The organism is Hymenobacter sp. 5317J-9 (assembly GCF_022921075.1).
Lineage (GTDB): Bacteria > Bacteroidota > Bacteroidia > Cytophagales > Hymenobacteraceae > Hymenobacter.
Genome location: NZ_CP095050.1, coordinates 5,118,543 through 5,133,138, shown reverse-complemented (window position 1 = coordinate 5,133,138; position 14,596 = coordinate 5,118,543). Strand labels below are relative to the sequence as shown.

Annotated in this window: 11 protein-coding genes; 6 read left to right on the top strand and 5 right to left on the bottom strand. The window is 63.8% G+C overall.

Translation table 11 applies throughout. The features are described from left to right. Positions 1–105: 105 nt before the first annotated feature. Together MUN81_RS21490 and MUN81_RS21485 are read right to left on the bottom strand one after the other, a co-directional pair. A complete protein-coding gene (locus MUN81_RS21490; RefSeq protein ID WP_245114160.1) occupies positions 106–282 on the bottom strand; it encodes a hypothetical protein in 177 nt (58 codons plus the stop codon). A 3-nt stretch (positions 283–285) separates the two neighbouring features. After that, positions 286–1,452, bottom strand: coding sequence for a 2-isopropylmalate synthase (locus MUN81_RS21485; RefSeq protein WP_245114159.1), 1,167 nt, complete (start codon positions 1,450–1,452; stop codon positions 286–288). Positions 1,453–1,618: 166 nt separating this feature from the next. Between MUN81_RS21485 and MUN81_RS21480 the strand changes: the two genes are divergently transcribed. The 6 genes from MUN81_RS21480 (at position 1,619) to MUN81_RS21455 (ending at position 8,482) form a co-directional block, all read left to right on the top strand. Continuing rightward, positions 1,619–3,163 carry a tetratricopeptide repeat protein gene (locus MUN81_RS21480; protein WP_245114157.1) on the top strand — a complete coding sequence of 515 codons (1,545 nt, stop codon included), beginning with the start codon at positions 1,619–1,621 and terminating at the stop codon, positions 3,161–3,163. Positions 3,164–3,286: 123 nt separating this feature from the next. Then, a complete protein-coding gene (locus MUN81_RS21475; protein ID WP_245114155.1) occupies positions 3,287–3,841 on the top strand; it encodes a DUF4833 domain-containing protein in 555 nt (184 codons plus the stop codon). Between the two features lie 364 nt (positions 3,842–4,205). Continuing rightward, the gene (locus MUN81_RS21470; protein ID WP_245114153.1) at positions 4,206–5,084 is read left to right on the top strand and encodes a prephenate dehydratase domain-containing protein; all 879 of its coding nucleotides are present in this window, start codon (positions 4,206–4,208) and stop codon (positions 5,082–5,084) included. A 6-nt stretch (positions 5,085–5,090) separates the two neighbouring features. Continuing rightward, positions 5,091–6,290 (top strand): aminotransferase class I/II-fold pyridoxal phosphate-dependent enzyme, encoded by a 1,200-nt coding sequence (locus MUN81_RS21465; RefSeq protein ID WP_245114151.1) that lies wholly within the window; start codon positions 5,091–5,093, stop codon positions 6,288–6,290. A 117-nt stretch (positions 6,291–6,407) separates the two neighbouring features. Beyond that, complete coding sequence (locus MUN81_RS21460) at positions 6,408–7,253, top strand: prephenate dehydrogenase (protein WP_245114149.1); 846 nt, start codon at positions 6,408–6,410, stop codon at positions 7,251–7,253. Between the two features lie 134 nt (positions 7,254–7,387). After that, the gene (locus MUN81_RS21455; RefSeq protein ID WP_245114146.1) at positions 7,388–8,482 is read left to right on the top strand and encodes a chorismate mutase; all 1,095 of its coding nucleotides are present in this window, start codon (positions 7,388–7,390) and stop codon (positions 8,480–8,482) included. Positions 8,483–8,632: 150 nt separating this feature from the next. Here the strand turns inward: MUN81_RS21455 and MUN81_RS21450 are convergent, their stop codons facing one another. The 3 genes from MUN81_RS21450 to MUN81_RS21440 all read right to left on the bottom strand — a co-directional run bounded on the left by MUN81_RS21450 (position 8,633) and on the right by MUN81_RS21440 (position 14,542). After that, positions 8,633–8,851, bottom strand: a complete 219-nt coding sequence (locus tag MUN81_RS21450; RefSeq protein WP_223827735.1) for a hypothetical protein — start codon at positions 8,849–8,851, stop codon at positions 8,633–8,635. A 96-nt stretch (positions 8,852–8,947) separates the two neighbouring features. Continuing rightward, positions 8,948–12,529 carry an endo-1,4-beta-xylanase gene (locus MUN81_RS21445; protein WP_245114143.1) on the bottom strand — a complete coding sequence of 1,194 codons (3,582 nt, stop codon included), beginning with the start codon at positions 12,527–12,529 and terminating at the stop codon, positions 8,948–8,950. A 303-nt stretch (positions 12,530–12,832) separates the two neighbouring features. Continuing rightward, positions 12,833–14,542: a T9SS type A sorting domain-containing protein gene (locus MUN81_RS21440; protein WP_245114141.1), complete on the bottom strand. Its 1,710-nt coding sequence runs from the start codon at positions 14,540–14,542 to the stop codon at positions 12,833–12,835. Between the last annotated feature and the right edge of the window lie 54 nt (positions 14,543–14,596).

The following is a 14,596-nucleotide window of genomic DNA, read 5'->3' as shown; positions in this document are numbered from 1 at the left end:
TGTGGAGACGCATACTTGCGTCTCGTCGTTGGGTGGTTTGGGAGAGGAAAACGAGGCGTTATCTATCATTCGACGACGAGACGCAAGTATGCGTCTCTACATCTTTCAGCCGCCTGCTGGGGTGAAATCAGCGGCAGTGGGTGCTGCTTGCTGAATCACCGCGACTCCGTAGCTAATCCAGTCGGTGAAGCGCGGCGGTTGTGGGGTTTCCGGTTGGGGAGGCTGGCTGCTGGGTTGGGCGGGGCCGGCGGCGAGGGGGCGGTATTCTTCTGGAGTCGTCATGGGTTAGTTGGCGGCTACTAGGTTTTCTTGTTCTACAAGGGCGTGCAGGTCGTCGTCCACCACCTCGCGCTTGCGGTCGGCGAGTTCGAGAAAGCACGCGTAGGCTTTGTTCAGGGCTGTTTTTTCGAAATCATAGCCCAGCTTCTGCAGGCGGTAGGCCAGGGCGGCGCGGCCGGAGCGGGCCGTGAGCACGATGGACGAATCGGCCACGCCCACTTCCCGCGGGTCGATGATTTCGTAGGTTTCGCGGTGCTTGATGATGCCGTCCTGGTGAATGCCGCTGCTGTGCGAGAAGGCGTTGGCCCCCACAATGGCCTTGTTGGGCTGCACGGGCATGGTCATCAGGTGCGACACCATGGCCGAGGTTTCGGCCAGCAGACGGGTGTTGATGCGGGTGTCGAGGTGGAGGTAAGGGTGCTGGCGCAGTATCATCACCACTTCTTCCAGGGCCGTGTTGCCGGCCCGCTCGCCCACGCCGTTGATGGTGCACTCAATCTGACGGGCGCCGTTCATCACGCCGGCAATGGAGTTGGCAGTGGCCAGGCCCAGGTCGTTGTGGCAGTGCGTAGACAGCCGCACGGTGTGAATGCCGCGCACGTTCTCGTGCAGGAACTTGATTTTTGCGCCGTATTCCTGCGGCAGGCAGTAGCCGGTGGTATCAGGAATATTGAGCACCGTGGCACCGGCCCGAATGGCCGCCTCGCACACGCGGGCCAGGAATTCGTTGTCGGTGCGGCCGGCGTCTTCGGCGTAAAACTCCACGTCTTCCACGAAGCTTTTGGCGAGCTTCACGGCCGCCACGGCGCGGGCCAGCACGTCTTCCCGCGTAGTGCAGAGCTTGTGCTGAATGTGCACGTCCGATGTGCCGATGCCGGTGTGAATGCGCGGGTAGCGGGCCGGGCGCAGGGCCTCGGCGGCCACCCGAATGTCGTTTTCGACGGCCCGCGAGAGGCCGCATACCGTGGCTTCGCGGGTTTGAGCGGCAATGGCCTGCACGGCAGCAAAGTCGCCGGGGCTCGACACCGGAAAGCCGGCCTCGATGACGTCGACGCCGAGCTGTTCGAGCTGCCGGGCGATGAGCAGTTTCTCGTCGCGGTTTAGCTTGCATCCCGGCACCTGTTCGCCGTCGCGGAGCGTGGTATCGAAGATGTGGATTTGCTGGTTCGCCATGCTGCAAATGCCCGCACAAGCCGGGCCGGGGAGTAGAATAAGAGCGTAAGTAGCGGCGCGTGCAGCCGGGGCGAAACCGCAATTTTGTGGTTTTTACTATTTCTAACCGGTGTTTTTTTATTAATAAAGTGTTGTTGGTAAAGAGGTTGTGTAAATTGTTCATACGATGCCTAATAAGAGTTCAGAGCCCGTTTTTCAGCTGATAAAATCCCTGACGCGCTCGGAGAAGCGGCACTTCCGCCTGTTCACCAACCGGCAGAGCTCGACCGAGGACCTTAAGTTTCTGCAGCTCTTCGACGCCCTCGACGCCGCCGCCGCCTACGACGAGGCCCAGGTGCTGGCCCAGGTGCCGTCCCTCAAGCGCGCCCAGCTGGCCAACCTCAAGGCCAACCTCTACCGGCAGGTGCTGGCCAGCCTGCGCGTGTACCACGCTGGCCAAAACCCCGACATCCAGCTGCACGAGCAGCTCGACTACGCCCGCGTGCTCTACAACAAGGGCTTCTACCAGCAAGCCCTGCGCATGCTGGAAAAGGTGAAGCAGCAGGCCCGCCAAGCCGAAATGCCGCACATCGTGCTGCTGGCCCTCGATTTTGAGAAATTGATTGAGTCGCAGTACATCACGCGGAGCCTGAAAGACCGCGCCGAAACCCTCACCACCGAAGCTGCGGACACCGTGGGCCACCTGGCCCGCCAGCACGCGCTGTCCAACGCCTCGCTGCGCCTCTACGGCCTCTACCTGAAGGCCGGCCACGCCCGCAACCGCGCCGACCACGAGCGCATTACGGCGTTTTTTCGCGAAAACCTGCCAGCCGCTGAGGACAGCCGCGGCGGCTTTTTCGAGAAGCTGTATTTCTACCAGGCGCACGTGTGGTACCACACGCTCAACCAGGATTTTCGGGCCAGCTACCGCTACGCCCAGAAGTGGGTAGACCTCTTCGAGCAGGCCCCGCCCATGAAGGAGCTGCAAACCATGCTCTATATCAAAGGCCTGCACAACCTGCTAGCGGCGCTCTACAACCTGCTCTACTACAGCAGGTTCATGCAAGTGCTGCGCACGCTTGAAGACTTCGCCGCCAACCAGACCCGGCGCAGCAGCCCCAACACCGAAATCCTGCTCTTTCAATACATCTACACCAACAAAATCAACGCTTACTTCCTCGAAGGGCGCTTCAGCGAGGGCCTGCGCATCATTCCGGAGCTGCTGGAGCAGTTGGAACATTTCAAAGGGCAACTCGACATGCACCGCACGCTGGTGTTTTACTACAAGATTGCCAGCCTCTACTTCGGCAGCGGCGAGTACGAAAAGGCCATTGAATACCTCAGCCTCATCATTCAGCACAAGGATTTGAGCTTGCGCGAGGACCTGCAGTGCTTCGCGCGCATCCTCAACCTCATAGCCCACTACGAGGCCGGCGACGACGCCAGCCTGGAGTACCAGATTCGCTCCGTGTACCATTTTCTGGGCAAGATGGACGAGCAGCAGCCCATGCAGGTCGAGATTTTCCGGTTTCTGCGGCAGCTGGGCGGCCTGGCGCCGCAGCAGCTCCGGGAGGCCTTTATTGCCCTCAAAGAGAAGCTGCAGGTCATCGCCGCTAACCCGTACGAAAGCCGCCCTTTCCTGTACCTGGACATCATTTCCTGGCTCGAAAGCAAGATTTCGAACGTGCCGGTGCAGGATGTGATGAAGCAGAAATTTCGGCAGATGAAGTAGCGCGGCAGGACGATTTGTAGCGTGGACGCTGCGAGCCCGCGCATGGGCGCACGTGCAAACGGGCGCGGACTCGCAGCGTCCACGCTACAGCGGGGCGGTGTCCGTGGTACCTTTGCCCACCCATTGCATTCGCTCGAAATAATGTCGGCCACGGCCTTTTTGCTGCTTTTTAGCCTGCTTTTCAGTCCGCCAAAGGATGCGAAATCCGGTATCGTGTTTCCGGTGCCGAGCGGGGTGCCCAATCAGCTCTTCTACCTGCAGCGCGACCCGAATACCAACACCGTCGTCTACCAATTGAACGTGGACCGCGCCGGTCGCCTCAACGAGGACGAGCCCGTGAACGCCTTCTGGATTCGCTACGACGAGCACGGCGAGCGCAAGGAATTGAACTTCATTCAGCGCAAGTTTGCCTACGGCCTCACCGCCGAAAAGCTGGCTGCCGACAAGTTCGAGCTGAAGTTTGCGGCCTACAACAAGGTCCGGTTTTTCCTGCTGAAGTCGCCGGCCGACAAGGCGTTCCACGTCTACGCCACCATTGCCGGCAAGCAGCTGCAGCTGGAGCGCGTGTATCTGCGCATCGAGGGCGGCACGTTCTGGGTGCCGAATGTGAAGTACATCGAATTCAAAGGGATGAATACCGCCACCCGCGAGCCAGCGGTGGAGCGGGTGCTGCCGTAGCGGTCGGATTTGGAATTGTCGGCCGCGTGGCTACCTTGCAGCCGCAAACACCAGCATTCATGTTCCAGGCGCGCTACTTTTTTGGCTATTACTACTTCTACGCCACCGCGTAGAACGAGCCGCCGCGTAGCTAATCCTCAGCCAACTCCAGCGCCGCTCGTTCATCGGGAAGGCGCTTTTTTAATGCCCAATTCACTCATGGTACCCTCGCAGCAGCGCTTCTTTTATTACGGCTATACCTTCTTCTATTCGAAGAAGCCGGCCCGCTGTTGCCTGAGTTAACCCCCCCAACTCGCTGCCAACAACCCCAGGGCCCCGCACAACGGAGGCCCTTTTTTATTGCCTATTACTCACACCTACGCTCATGCCCAAGCACGTTTCCATTCAGGGGTTTCAGGGAAGTTTCCACGAAGTAGCCGCCCGGCAGTTTTTTGGCGCGGCGCCGGTCTTGCTGCCCTGCGCCACCTTTGCCGCCGTGGTGGCCCACGTGGTGCAGGGCACCGCCGAGGCCGGCCTGATGGCCATGGAAAACTCGCTGGCCGGCAGCATTTTGCCCAACTACCTGCTGCTGGAACGCCACGCGGTGCAAGTTACGGGCGAGGTGTATCTGCCCATTCACCAGCACCTGCTGGCCTTGCCCGGCACCACGCTGGCCGATGTGCAGCAGGTGCACTCGCACCCCATGGCCCTGCGCCAGTGCGGCGAATTCCTGGACCGCCATCCGCACTGGAAGCTCGTCGAAACCGACGACACCGGCCACAGTGCCCAACTGCTGGCCCAGCACCGCACGCCCGGCGTGGCCGTGGTGGCCGGCGCCCAAGCGGCCGAGCAGTTCGGCCTGCAAATTCTGGCCCCTGCCATTCACGACGACCCGCACAACTACACCCGTTTCCTGGTGCTGGAACGCGCCGAAATGGCCCAGCCCAACCCGCAGGCCGATAAGGCTTCGCTCTACTTCTGCGCCCCGCACGCGCCCGGCAGCCTGGCCGCCGTGCTCACCCGCGTGGCCGCCCACGGCCTCAACCTGAGCAAGCTGCAGTCGTGCCCGCGGCCGGGCCAGCCCTGGCACTACGGCTTCCACGCCGATGTAGAATTTGAGAACCTGGCGCAGCTGGAGGCATTGCTGGCCGATTTGGCCCCCGTGACCGAGGAGCTACGGGTGCTGGGCACCTACCGCCGCGGCTGCTGGAACACCGCTGCCTCCGAAACCACCGACACCCACACCGCACCGCAACTGGCTTAACGAATCATGACGACCACCTCCGAAACCCGCCTGCAAGTGCCCGTTGCCAGCCGCCTGGCCCACACCGGCGAATACTACTTCTCACGCAAGCTGCGCGAGCTGGCGGCCCGCAACGCGGCTGGCGCTAATATTATCAACCTCGGCATCGGCAGTCCCGATTTGCCGCCGCACCCCAGCGTGACGGCGGCGCTGGCCGGCAGCGCCGCCCAGCCCAACGCCCACGGCTACCAAGGCTACCAGGGCACGCCTGCGCTGCGCGCCGCCATGGCCGATTTCTACCAACGCCACTACGGCGTTACACTGGACCCGGCCAGTGAAATCCTGCCGCTGCTGGGCTCGAAAGAAGGCCTGATGCACGTGGCCATGACCTTTCTGGAGGCCGGCGACGCGGTGCTCATCCCTAACCCTGGCTACCCCACCTACCGCGCCGTGGCCGAAATCAGCGGGGCCGAGGTGCGCGAATACGACCTCACTGCCGCGGCCGGCTGGCTGCCCGATTTGGACGCATTGGCTCAAACCGACCTCTCGCGGGTGAAGCTTATGCTGGTGAACTACCCGCACATGCCCACCGGCACTTCGGCCGATGTGGCGTTTTTGACGCGGCTGGTAGCTTTTGCGAAGCAGCACGAAATCCTGCTCGTGCACGACAACCCGTATGGCTTCATCCTGAATGAAACGCCGCCCGTGAGCCTGCTTTCGGTGCCCGGCGCCCACGAGGTGGCCCTGGAGCTGAACTCGCTCAGCAAGTCGCACAACATGGCGGGCTGGCGCGTGGGCATGCTTTGCGGTCGCGCCGACCTCATTGCCGACGTGCTGCGCTTCAAAAGCAACATGGATTCGGGCATGTTTCTGCCGGTGCAGCAGGCGGCCGTAGCCGCCCTGGCCCTGGGCGATGACTGGTTTCAGGAGCTGAACGCTACCTACCGCGCCCGCCGCGAGCTGGTGGTGGAGCTGCTGCGTGCTGTAGGCTGCGAGCCCGCGCCGGGCCAGGTAGGCCTTTTTATCTGGGCTCCCGTGCCCGCCGAATACGCTGATGGCTACGCCCTGAGCGACGCTGTGCTGGCCCAGGCGCGGGTATTCATTACGCCCGGTGGCATCTTCGGTAGCAATGGTTTGGGCTACGTGCGGGCCAGTCTCTGCCAGCCGGAGGGCGTGCTGCGCGAGGCGCTGGAACGGGTGAAAAGTGTGCACCACCTGTCATCCTGAGCGCAGCGAAGGACCTTTTCACGTCAGCATAGACAGTGCGAATGTGAGAAGGTCCTTCGCTGCGCTCAGGATGACAGGTGTTTACTAACAACTGACAACGAACAACTGACAACTAACATGAACGTCACCATCATTGGCCTGGGCCTAATCGGCGGCTCGCTGGCGCTTAGCCTGCGCCAGCACGGGCTGGCCCAGCATTTCATTGGCGTGGAAGCAAGTCCGGACCACGCGCGCCGGGCGCTGGAGCTTGGGTTGGTCGATGAAATCGAAACCGACCTTGCGGCGGCGGTGCGCCGGGCCGATTTGGTGGTAGTGGCCGTGCCCATGGATGCCATGCTGGCCGTGCTGCCGCCCGTACTGGACGCCACAGCGCCGAACCAGGTGGTCATCGACGTGGGTTCGACCAAGCAGGCCCTGCTGGCCGCCGTGGAAGGCCACCCGCGCCGCGGCCGCTTCGTGGCAGTGCATCCCATGGCGGGCACCGAGTATTCCGGCCCCGATGCGGCCACGCAGGGCCTGTTCGACGGCAAAACCGTGGTGCTCTGCGACACCGGGCACAGCGACCCCGACGCCGTGCAGCTAGTCGAAAAGCTGTTTCACGCGCTGCCCATGCGGCTGCTCTACCTCGATGGCGCGGCCCACGACCTGCACACGGCCTACGTGTCGCACATCTCGCACATCACCTCGTTTGCGCTGGCGCTCACGGTGCTCGAAAAGGAGAAAGAAGAGCAGCGCATTTTCGATTTGGCCAGCGGCGGCTTTGCTTCCACGGTGCGCCTGGCCAAAAGCTCGCCGGCCATGTGGGTGCCCATCTTCCGCCAAAACCGCACAAACGTGCTCGACGTGCTCGATGAGCATCTGCACCAGCTGCAGCACCTGCGCGACCTGCTGGCGCGGGAAGACTACGACGGCCTCACCCAGCAAATTCAACAAGCCAATCACATTCGTAAAATACTGCCTTAGAGGTAAAAGGCTGTCATGCTGAGCTTGTCGAAGCATCTCTACCGCGCAAGTAATTCAATCGAGCCAACGAAGCGGTAGAGATGCTTCGGCTGCGCTCAGCATGACGTTCCGGAAACAACTAAACCATCATTCCCATGACTCAATCCGCCATCCCCGCCATGAAATCCGCGCTGTTCAACCGCCAGCCCGACGACAAGCCCTTCCTCATCTCCGGTCCCTGCTCGGCCGAAACCGAGGAGCAGGTGCTCGAAACCTGCCAGCGCCTGGCCGCCACCGGCAAGGTGCAGGCCCTGCGCGCTGGCATCTGGAAGCCGCGCACCAAGCCCGGCATGTTCGAGGGAGTGGGCACCAAGGGCCTGCCGTGGCTGAAAAAAGCCAGTGAGCTGACCGGCCTGCCCACGGCCGTGGAAGTGGCCACCGCCAAGCACGTCGAGGACTGCCTGGCCTTCGGCATAGATATTTTGTGGGTGGGCGCCCGCACCACCGGCAACCCGTTTTCGGTGCAGGAAATTGCCAATGCCCTGCGCGGCGTCGACGTGCCGGTGCTGGTGAAAAACCCCATTCACCCCGAGCTGGAGCTGTGGGTGGGCGCCGTGGAGCGCCTCCAAAAAGCCGGCTTGACGCACGTGGGCCTCATTCACCGCGGGTTTTCGAGCTACGGCAACACTGATTTCCGCAACGCGCCCATGTGGCACCTGCCCATCGAGATGAAGCGCCGCATGCCCGAAATGCCGCTGCTCTGCGACCCCAGCCACATCTGCGGCCGGCGCGACACGCTGGCGGCAGTAGCCCAGCAAGCCCTCAACCTGGGCTTCGACGGCAACATGATTGAAAGCCACATCGACCCCGACCACGCTTGGAGCGACGCCAAGCAGCAAATCACGCCGGAAGTGTTGCGCGACCTGATTGAGGACCTGGTGTGGCGCCACGAAAGCACCGACAAGCGCGAGTACCTCACGGCGCTGGCCAGCTTCCGCGAGCAAATCAACCAACTCGACGCCGAGATTATGCAGCTGCTAGGCCGCCGCATGGCCGTGGCCGAGAAAATTGGTCAGTACAAAAAGGAAAACGACATCACCATTTTGCAAACAGCACGCTTTAATGAAGTGCTGGAGCGGTCTATGCGTCAAGGGCATTCAGTAGGCTTATCGACAGAATTTGTGGAGCAATACCTTGCGGCTGTACATTTGGAATCCATCAACCGCCAAAACAAGGTGATGGAAAGCTAACCAGCCCAGAAAGTCAATCTGATTTTAGACTAAGGATTGACTATTGAAAAAAACACAAATTGTTTTGTGCGGGTTTTGTACTCGTGGCATGAAGAAAAGCCGCCCTGCAGTGAGTAGGGCGGCTTTTTGTTGTTGGGTGAGATGATGTGTTTATGATTTACGGCGGTTTCGCAGGCGTTTAAGACCGTAGGCCGCGCCGGCCGCCAGCAGCAGCGAGGCGCCGCCGTCCAGAGGCACCTCTGCGGCGGGTGTGCCGGGCGTGGGGCCGCCGGAGCCGGGGCCTTGGGCTTGGGCTTCGGAGGCAGCTCCAGCCAGGAGAGTGAAGGCAGCCACCGCCAGGGCTCTGCGCCGGATGTTGGTGTTTTTCATAATGCTATTGATGCAAAAGATGAGAAGCAAAACCGTGTCTGCCTCCGGGAGCCGCCAATTAACACAAGCGGCTGGCAGCTCCCGGAGGCAGCCGGACTAGTCGATGGTCAGGCGCTTGCTGATGGTGCCAGCGGCCGTTTGCAGGCGCACCGTGTAGATGCCCGGGGCCAGGCCGGGTAGCGCCAGTGGACGCAGCAACTCGGTGCTGGCGGCCAGCGTTTGGCGCAGCACGGTTTGGCCCAGCGTATTCAGCAACGCCACTTCCACGGTTTGGGCGCCCAGCGCGGCAGGTAGGGCCAGCGAGACGCTGCCGTGGGCCGGGTTGGGGTACAAGGCCACCTGCTGGCTGATGGCCGCCGGGGCAGTGGCCAGCACGCGGTTTTGGGTGATGACGAGCGTGAAGCGGCCCGCCGTGGCCGGGCCGGCCGTCAGGCTCACCGTATAGCCGGCGGCCTGGCTCAGGTCGAAGAAGGTGCCGGTTTGGGCGTCGCGCAGGTAGGCGTAGCGGCCGGCGGGCAGGTTCAGCAGCTCGGTGGCGCGCAGGGTATAGGCGCCGGCTTGCGGCGCCTGCACGCGCAGCGGCACGCTCACGTCGGCGGCGCCAAGAGCCGGCAGCGTGTTGATGGAAAGCAGCTCGGTGGCGCTGAGCTCGGCGGCCAGCACGGGCGCGCCGGCCGCCGTGAGCTTATAGGCATCGGCCGTGGCATCGAAGCCGGCCGTGGCGCCGTTGCTGAACGTTACCACGGCTTCATCGGCCGGGCCGGAGGCGCCGCGCAGGTCGAGGCGTACCAGCGGGTCGGTGGCGGCGCTGCCGCGCTGGAATACGGGGCTGGCGTAGGTGGTGGCGCGGGCCGAATTAGCGAAGTTGATGGCGCCTGGCGTGGCCGCCGAGGTGGTGCGCACGAAGAAACCTTGGGCCACGGGCAGCAGGTTGGTGCCGCCGTTGGTGCTGGCGCCGCCGCGCACGTAGCTGGAATAGGTGCCGGCGTAGGGCCCGCTGGAACGAAACACGTACACGGCCGCATCAAGCCCGCTGGTGCTCACGGCTTCCCAGTCGAGCGGGGCAGGGTAGGGGTTGCCGAGCAGCTGCCAGCCCGACTCGGGCTGCGCGCTGCGCGTGAGGCCCGTGCGGCTGATGCTGCCGTTATTAAGCGAGCCCACAAAATCCACGAGCTGCGTGCCGCTCAGGTTCACGGAATAGCCCTGGCCGGGAATCAGCGCATCGCCCAGCGTCGTGGGCGATTCCCAGCCGTAGTCGAACGCGCTGGTAGTGGGCGCAGCCGAAGCAAACAGGCGCGAGGAATTATAGCCAAACACCGTGGGGAAAGACGTTACGGTGTTGCCCACCGTGTTGTAGTTCGGGTTCACCACCGGCGTGAAGCCGGCCGTAGCCAAATCGGCCACCGTGCTGCCGCTCACTGGCGGCGCGTAGTGGCGGTAGCCCAGGCCCGTGTTATTGGGCGTGATGTAGCGCTGCACCGTGGCATCGCCTACTACCGTTCCGCTGGCATTCACCACCATCGCCGTGCCCGACGCATCCGAAAGCAGCGTAAAGGCGCGGCCGTTGGTGGTGAGGTTACCCGTGAGGGTGAGCAGCTGGCGCACGCTGGCTGGTGCGGCCAGCGTGGCGCCGGCCGTGCCCACGGTCAGGTTCTGGAAGGTGGAGGCGCTGGTGCCGCCAATGGTTTGGGCGGCGGTGCCGGCCAGGGCGATGGTGCCGTTGCCGCTGCCAGCCAGGGCGCCGCCGTTGTTGGTGAGGTTACCGGTCAGGGTAAGGGTGCTGCCGGCGGGCGTGGTCAGGCTGGCGCCGCTGCCCGAGAGCGTGACGCTGCGAATGGCCTGCGCCCCGCTTACCACGGGCTGGTTGGCGGCGTAGCTGGGGAAGAAGGCATCGTCGGTGGCCAGGGGCACGGTGTAGGCGGTGGCCGACGACACCAGCGCGTTGGCAGGGGCGCCGTTGTTGGTTATCCAGTTGCTGGCCGTGTTCCAGGCGCCGCTGGTGTTGCCCGTCCACATAGGGCCGGTGTAGGCACCGGCCACGTAGGTGCGCAGCCAGGCCAGGGCCGGGCGCTCGGTGTTGTCGGCGTTGGCCAGGTTGGCGCCTTGGGCGGTGCGCCAGTGGCCCACGCGGTAGCCCCACATGGTGATGCCGCGCACGGCCGGGTTTTCCCAAAACAGCGGGAAAATGCGTTGGTAGGCGGCCAACTGGTCGGCGTCGGCCAAGCCGTCGAGGTCGAACTCCGTGACGTAGAGCGGCAGGTTGGGCGCGGCCAGCGTGGCCATGTTGGCCTGAATAGAAGCCGAGGAGGTGTTCAGCAGCGAAAACGAGTGTCCCTGAATGCCGATGGCGTCAATCAGCCCGCGGGCCTTCAGCAGGTTGGCAATGGTGACATAGGTAGCGGCCCGGGCGGGCTCGTTTTCCACGCTGTACTCGTTCAGCATCAGCTTGGCGTTGGGGAAATACTGGCGGGCCAGCTGGAAGGAGGTGATGACCCAGTCCCAGCCGGTGGTGCCGCTGCCGCCCAGCGCGTCGATGTAGCCGCCGCAGTCGGCCACGCCGGCGCGCACCACGGGCGGCTGGTGGGTGGGCTCGTTCACCACATCAATAAAGTCGATGCGCTTGCCCGCGAAATGGTCGCGCACGGCCGCAAACCACTGGTTGATGGCCGCCAGCTGGTCGGCTTGCGAGAGGCCCACCAGCCAAGTGGGCTGCTGCGTGCCCCAAATGAGGGTGTGGAAGCGAAACGGCCCGCCCGTGGCCACGGCCTGGGCATAGGCGGCGTCGGCTTCGGCCCAGTTGTAGGTGCCGCGGGTGCTTTCGGCCACGCCCCATTTGCCGCCGTTTTCGGGCGTCACGGCATCCCAGTAATTACCAAAAAAAGGCGCCTGGGCCGAGCTGTAGGCGCAGCCCAGGTACTTGGGCTTGCCGGTGGCGAAAGGGGGCCCGGTGGGCGTAAACGTGACCGGCGGCGTGGCGGAACCCTGCGCGCCAGCGTCGAGGTTGGCCACCGTGAAATAATACCCGGTTTGGCCAAACACGAACTTGTCGAAGTCCAGCCCGTCTTCGCGGGCCCCAATCTGGAAGGTTTGGGTGAGGCTGCCGGCCGGCACGGTGTACGTCACCAGGGCCTGCCCGCCAAAGCTGTATTTTGAGATGTTAATCCACTTCCAGACGCCGGTGCCGGCCCCGCCGCCGCCGTCCACCACCTGGGTGGCCCCGGTGTAGCCAATGTTGTAGATGTTGTTGGCGCTTGTCCAGTCGGCAGCCGTCGTCGGGCTTTTGGCGCCCAAGGTTTTGCCGTAGTAAAAGCTGTCGTCGTTGGCCCCAGCGCTGCCCACCCGCACGCGCACGTACAAATCGTAAGTGCCCGGGCCGGGGAACGTGACGGTGTAGCTCAGCACCCGGTTGGCCGTGGCCGGGGCCGAGGCGCCCACCCCGCCGCCGGGCGAGGTGGGCGCCGTGTAAGCGCTGACGTCGGTGAGCGAGGTGGCGTAGGTAACGGCCGGCGTGCCGGTGGTGCGGAAGGCCCAGTCGCCCTGCGCCGCGCCCGTGATGGGCGTGCCGGCCGAAGTACCGGCTTCGGCCTCAAACGGCACCGGCGCGTTCTGCGCCGAAAGGCTGAGGTGGCCGCTGAGAGCAGCCGCCAGCGTAAGAAAAACGCGTTGAAGTTTCTTCATAGGGAAGACGGGTTTGGGTGGGATGATGGAAAGAAAAACCTGATGCTGAAGGCCCAGTTGGCACCAGCGTCGGATTAAAAGTATGTCCCGCCTTTCCGGATTAAATGCCTGTTTTTCTAGCCAATAGCCAAGTTTTTTGCCGGCAACGATTGTGATAGTTACACAACCGTTTGCGATAGACGAGGCAGGCCAAAATCTTTTGTTGCTCCGTCGCATCAGGCACCGCCACAATGAAAAAGGGCTCCCGCTACGGCGGGAGCCCTTCTCTGTTTCAAACTGCTGGAAGCCGTGCCGGCCTTCGCCTTACTCCACTACGAGGCGGCGGGTACCTGCCTCGGTGCCCGCGCTCACGCGCAGGGCGTAGTGGCCGGGAGTCAGGCCGCGTAGGTCCAGCTCGGCGCGGGCGCCGGGAGTGGCCTGTTGGGTGCGCACGGCGCGGCCCAGCGCGTCGAGCAGGGTGAGCGTGGCCGTGGCGGCACCGGGCGTGGCCTGCAGCTGCACCGTGGCTGTGGTGCGGGCCGGGTTGGGAGAAAGGGTGAAGCGCAGGTCGCCTTTTGCCGCGGTGGTAGCCGTGAGGGTGGGGTCGGTGAGGGAGGCGAGGAAGGGGATAGACACGTTCGTGGGAACGTTGATGGTGAGTGGGGCAAAAATGGCCTGGGGCGAAACCGCGCCGGCCACGTACAGGACCGGACCGGCAAGCGTCAAGGCATACGCCTGGTCGGAGCCTGTGCCGCCGGCGCGCTGGGCCCAGCCGAAGACGCCGCTACTACCGTTGTCGACCAGGCGGGTCACGAAGATGTCGGCGCTGCCGTTGCTGCCGTAATTGGCTAGCGTGGTGCTGCCATACGTGGCCGTGGCGCTGCGCGAAAACCCGGCCACGCACACGCCATCGGCCGTGGCCGCCACGCCGTAGGCCCGGTCCTCGTTGGTGCCGCCGGCGCGCTGGGCCCAGCCGAAGCTGCCGCTGCTGCCCGCATCGGTGAGCTGGGCCACAAACGCGTCGTAGTCGCCGGCCCGGGCCAGCGTAGTGGTCCCGAAGCTGGCCGTGCTGCTGTCAAAATAGCCCGCCACGTATACCCGGTTGCCGCGCCCGGCCACGCCCTGGGCCACGTCGTCGCCGGTGCTGCCGCCGGCCCGCTGCACCCACGCAAAGCTGCGGCTGCTGCCGGTGTCGAGCAACTTGCCCACAAACACGTCCTGAAAGCCGGCGCTGGTCAGCGTGAAGGGCCCGAACGTGCTGGTCACGCGGAAGCTGCCGGCCACCAGCACATCAGCGCCGGTCACAGCCAGGGCCGTCACCTTGTCGTGGTTGGTGCCGCCCAGGCCCTGGGCCCAGGCAAAGCCTGCCGTGGCACCCGCGTCGGCGATTTTAGCCACAAACCCATCGTCGTAGCCCGCATTCACGGTGCCGGTATTCAGCAGGCGTATGGCGTCGAAGCTAGCCGAATTGCTGCTAAAATGCCCGCCTACGTACACGCTTGTTCCATTGGCGGCCAGGGCCAGCGCTTCATCGAAGCCATCGCCGCTGACAGGCAGCGCCCACACAAAGCTGCCGGCCGGCGTGAGCTTCGCCACGAAGGCATCGGCGCCGCCGCTGGCGCTCAGGGTGCTGGGGCCAAAGTTGATGAGCGCGCTTTGGGTGAAACCGGCGATGTAAATGCCCGCGCTGCTCACCGCCACGGCATTCACCTGCTCGTTGTTGGCGCCGCCGGTGCGCACGGCCCACTCGAAGGTGCGGCTGACCGGGTTGTACTTGGCCACAAACAAATCGTAGCTGCCCACGCTGGTGAGCGTGGTGCCCCCAAACGCGACTGTGCCCCGAAAGCTACCCCCGATGTACACATTGCCGGCGGCATCGGCGGCGCTGCCGTACGCCTGGGAAAGGTCGCCGCTGCCGGTGGTGGCCACGGCCATTTGCCAGGCCGGCGCCTGGGCTCGCGCCGCCGGCCCCGGCAGCCACAGAAGAATCAATAGCGCCAGCCCGACGCGCTTCCAAGAGAAAAAAAGCTTCATACTGAGTGAAAAGGGATACCATGGGTAGAATGCCGGCTTAAATATAGGCGCATA

What these genes read in the sequence shown, in the direction of transcription:
- MUN81_RS21480 (WP_245114157.1), top strand. Translation starts at nt 1,619, where the DNA reads ATGCCTAATAAGAGTTCAGAGCCCGTTTTTCAGCTGATAAAATCCCTG.
- MUN81_RS21490 (WP_245114160.1), bottom strand. Translation starts at nt 282, where the DNA reads ATGACGACTCCAGAAGAATACCGCCCCCTCGCCGCCGGCCCCGCCCAA.
- MUN81_RS21470 (WP_245114153.1), top strand. Translation starts at nt 4,206, where the DNA reads ATGCCCAAGCACGTTTCCATTCAGGGGTTTCAGGGAAGTTTCCACGAA.
- MUN81_RS21465 (WP_245114151.1), top strand. Translation starts at nt 5,091, where the DNA reads ATGACGACCACCTCCGAAACCCGCCTGCAAGTGCCCGTTGCCAGCCGC.
- MUN81_RS21450 (WP_223827735.1), bottom strand. Translation starts at nt 8,851, where the DNA reads ATGAAAAACACCAACATCCGGCGCAGAGCCCTGGCGGTGGCTGCCTTC.
- MUN81_RS21485 (WP_245114159.1), bottom strand. Translation starts at nt 1,452, where the DNA reads ATGGCGAACCAGCAAATCCACATCTTCGATACCACGCTCCGCGACGGC.
- MUN81_RS21445 (WP_245114143.1), bottom strand. Translation starts at nt 12,529, where the DNA reads ATGAAGAAACTTCAACGCGTTTTTCTTACGCTGGCGGCTGCTCTCAGC.
- MUN81_RS21460 (WP_245114149.1), top strand. Translation starts at nt 6,408, where the DNA reads ATGAACGTCACCATCATTGGCCTGGGCCTAATCGGCGGCTCGCTGGCG.
- MUN81_RS21455 (WP_245114146.1), top strand. Translation starts at nt 7,388, where the DNA reads ATGACTCAATCCGCCATCCCCGCCATGAAATCCGCGCTGTTCAACCGC.
- MUN81_RS21440 (WP_245114141.1), bottom strand. Translation starts at nt 14,542, where the DNA reads ATGAAGCTTTTTTTCTCTTGGAAGCGCGTCGGGCTGGCGCTATTGATT.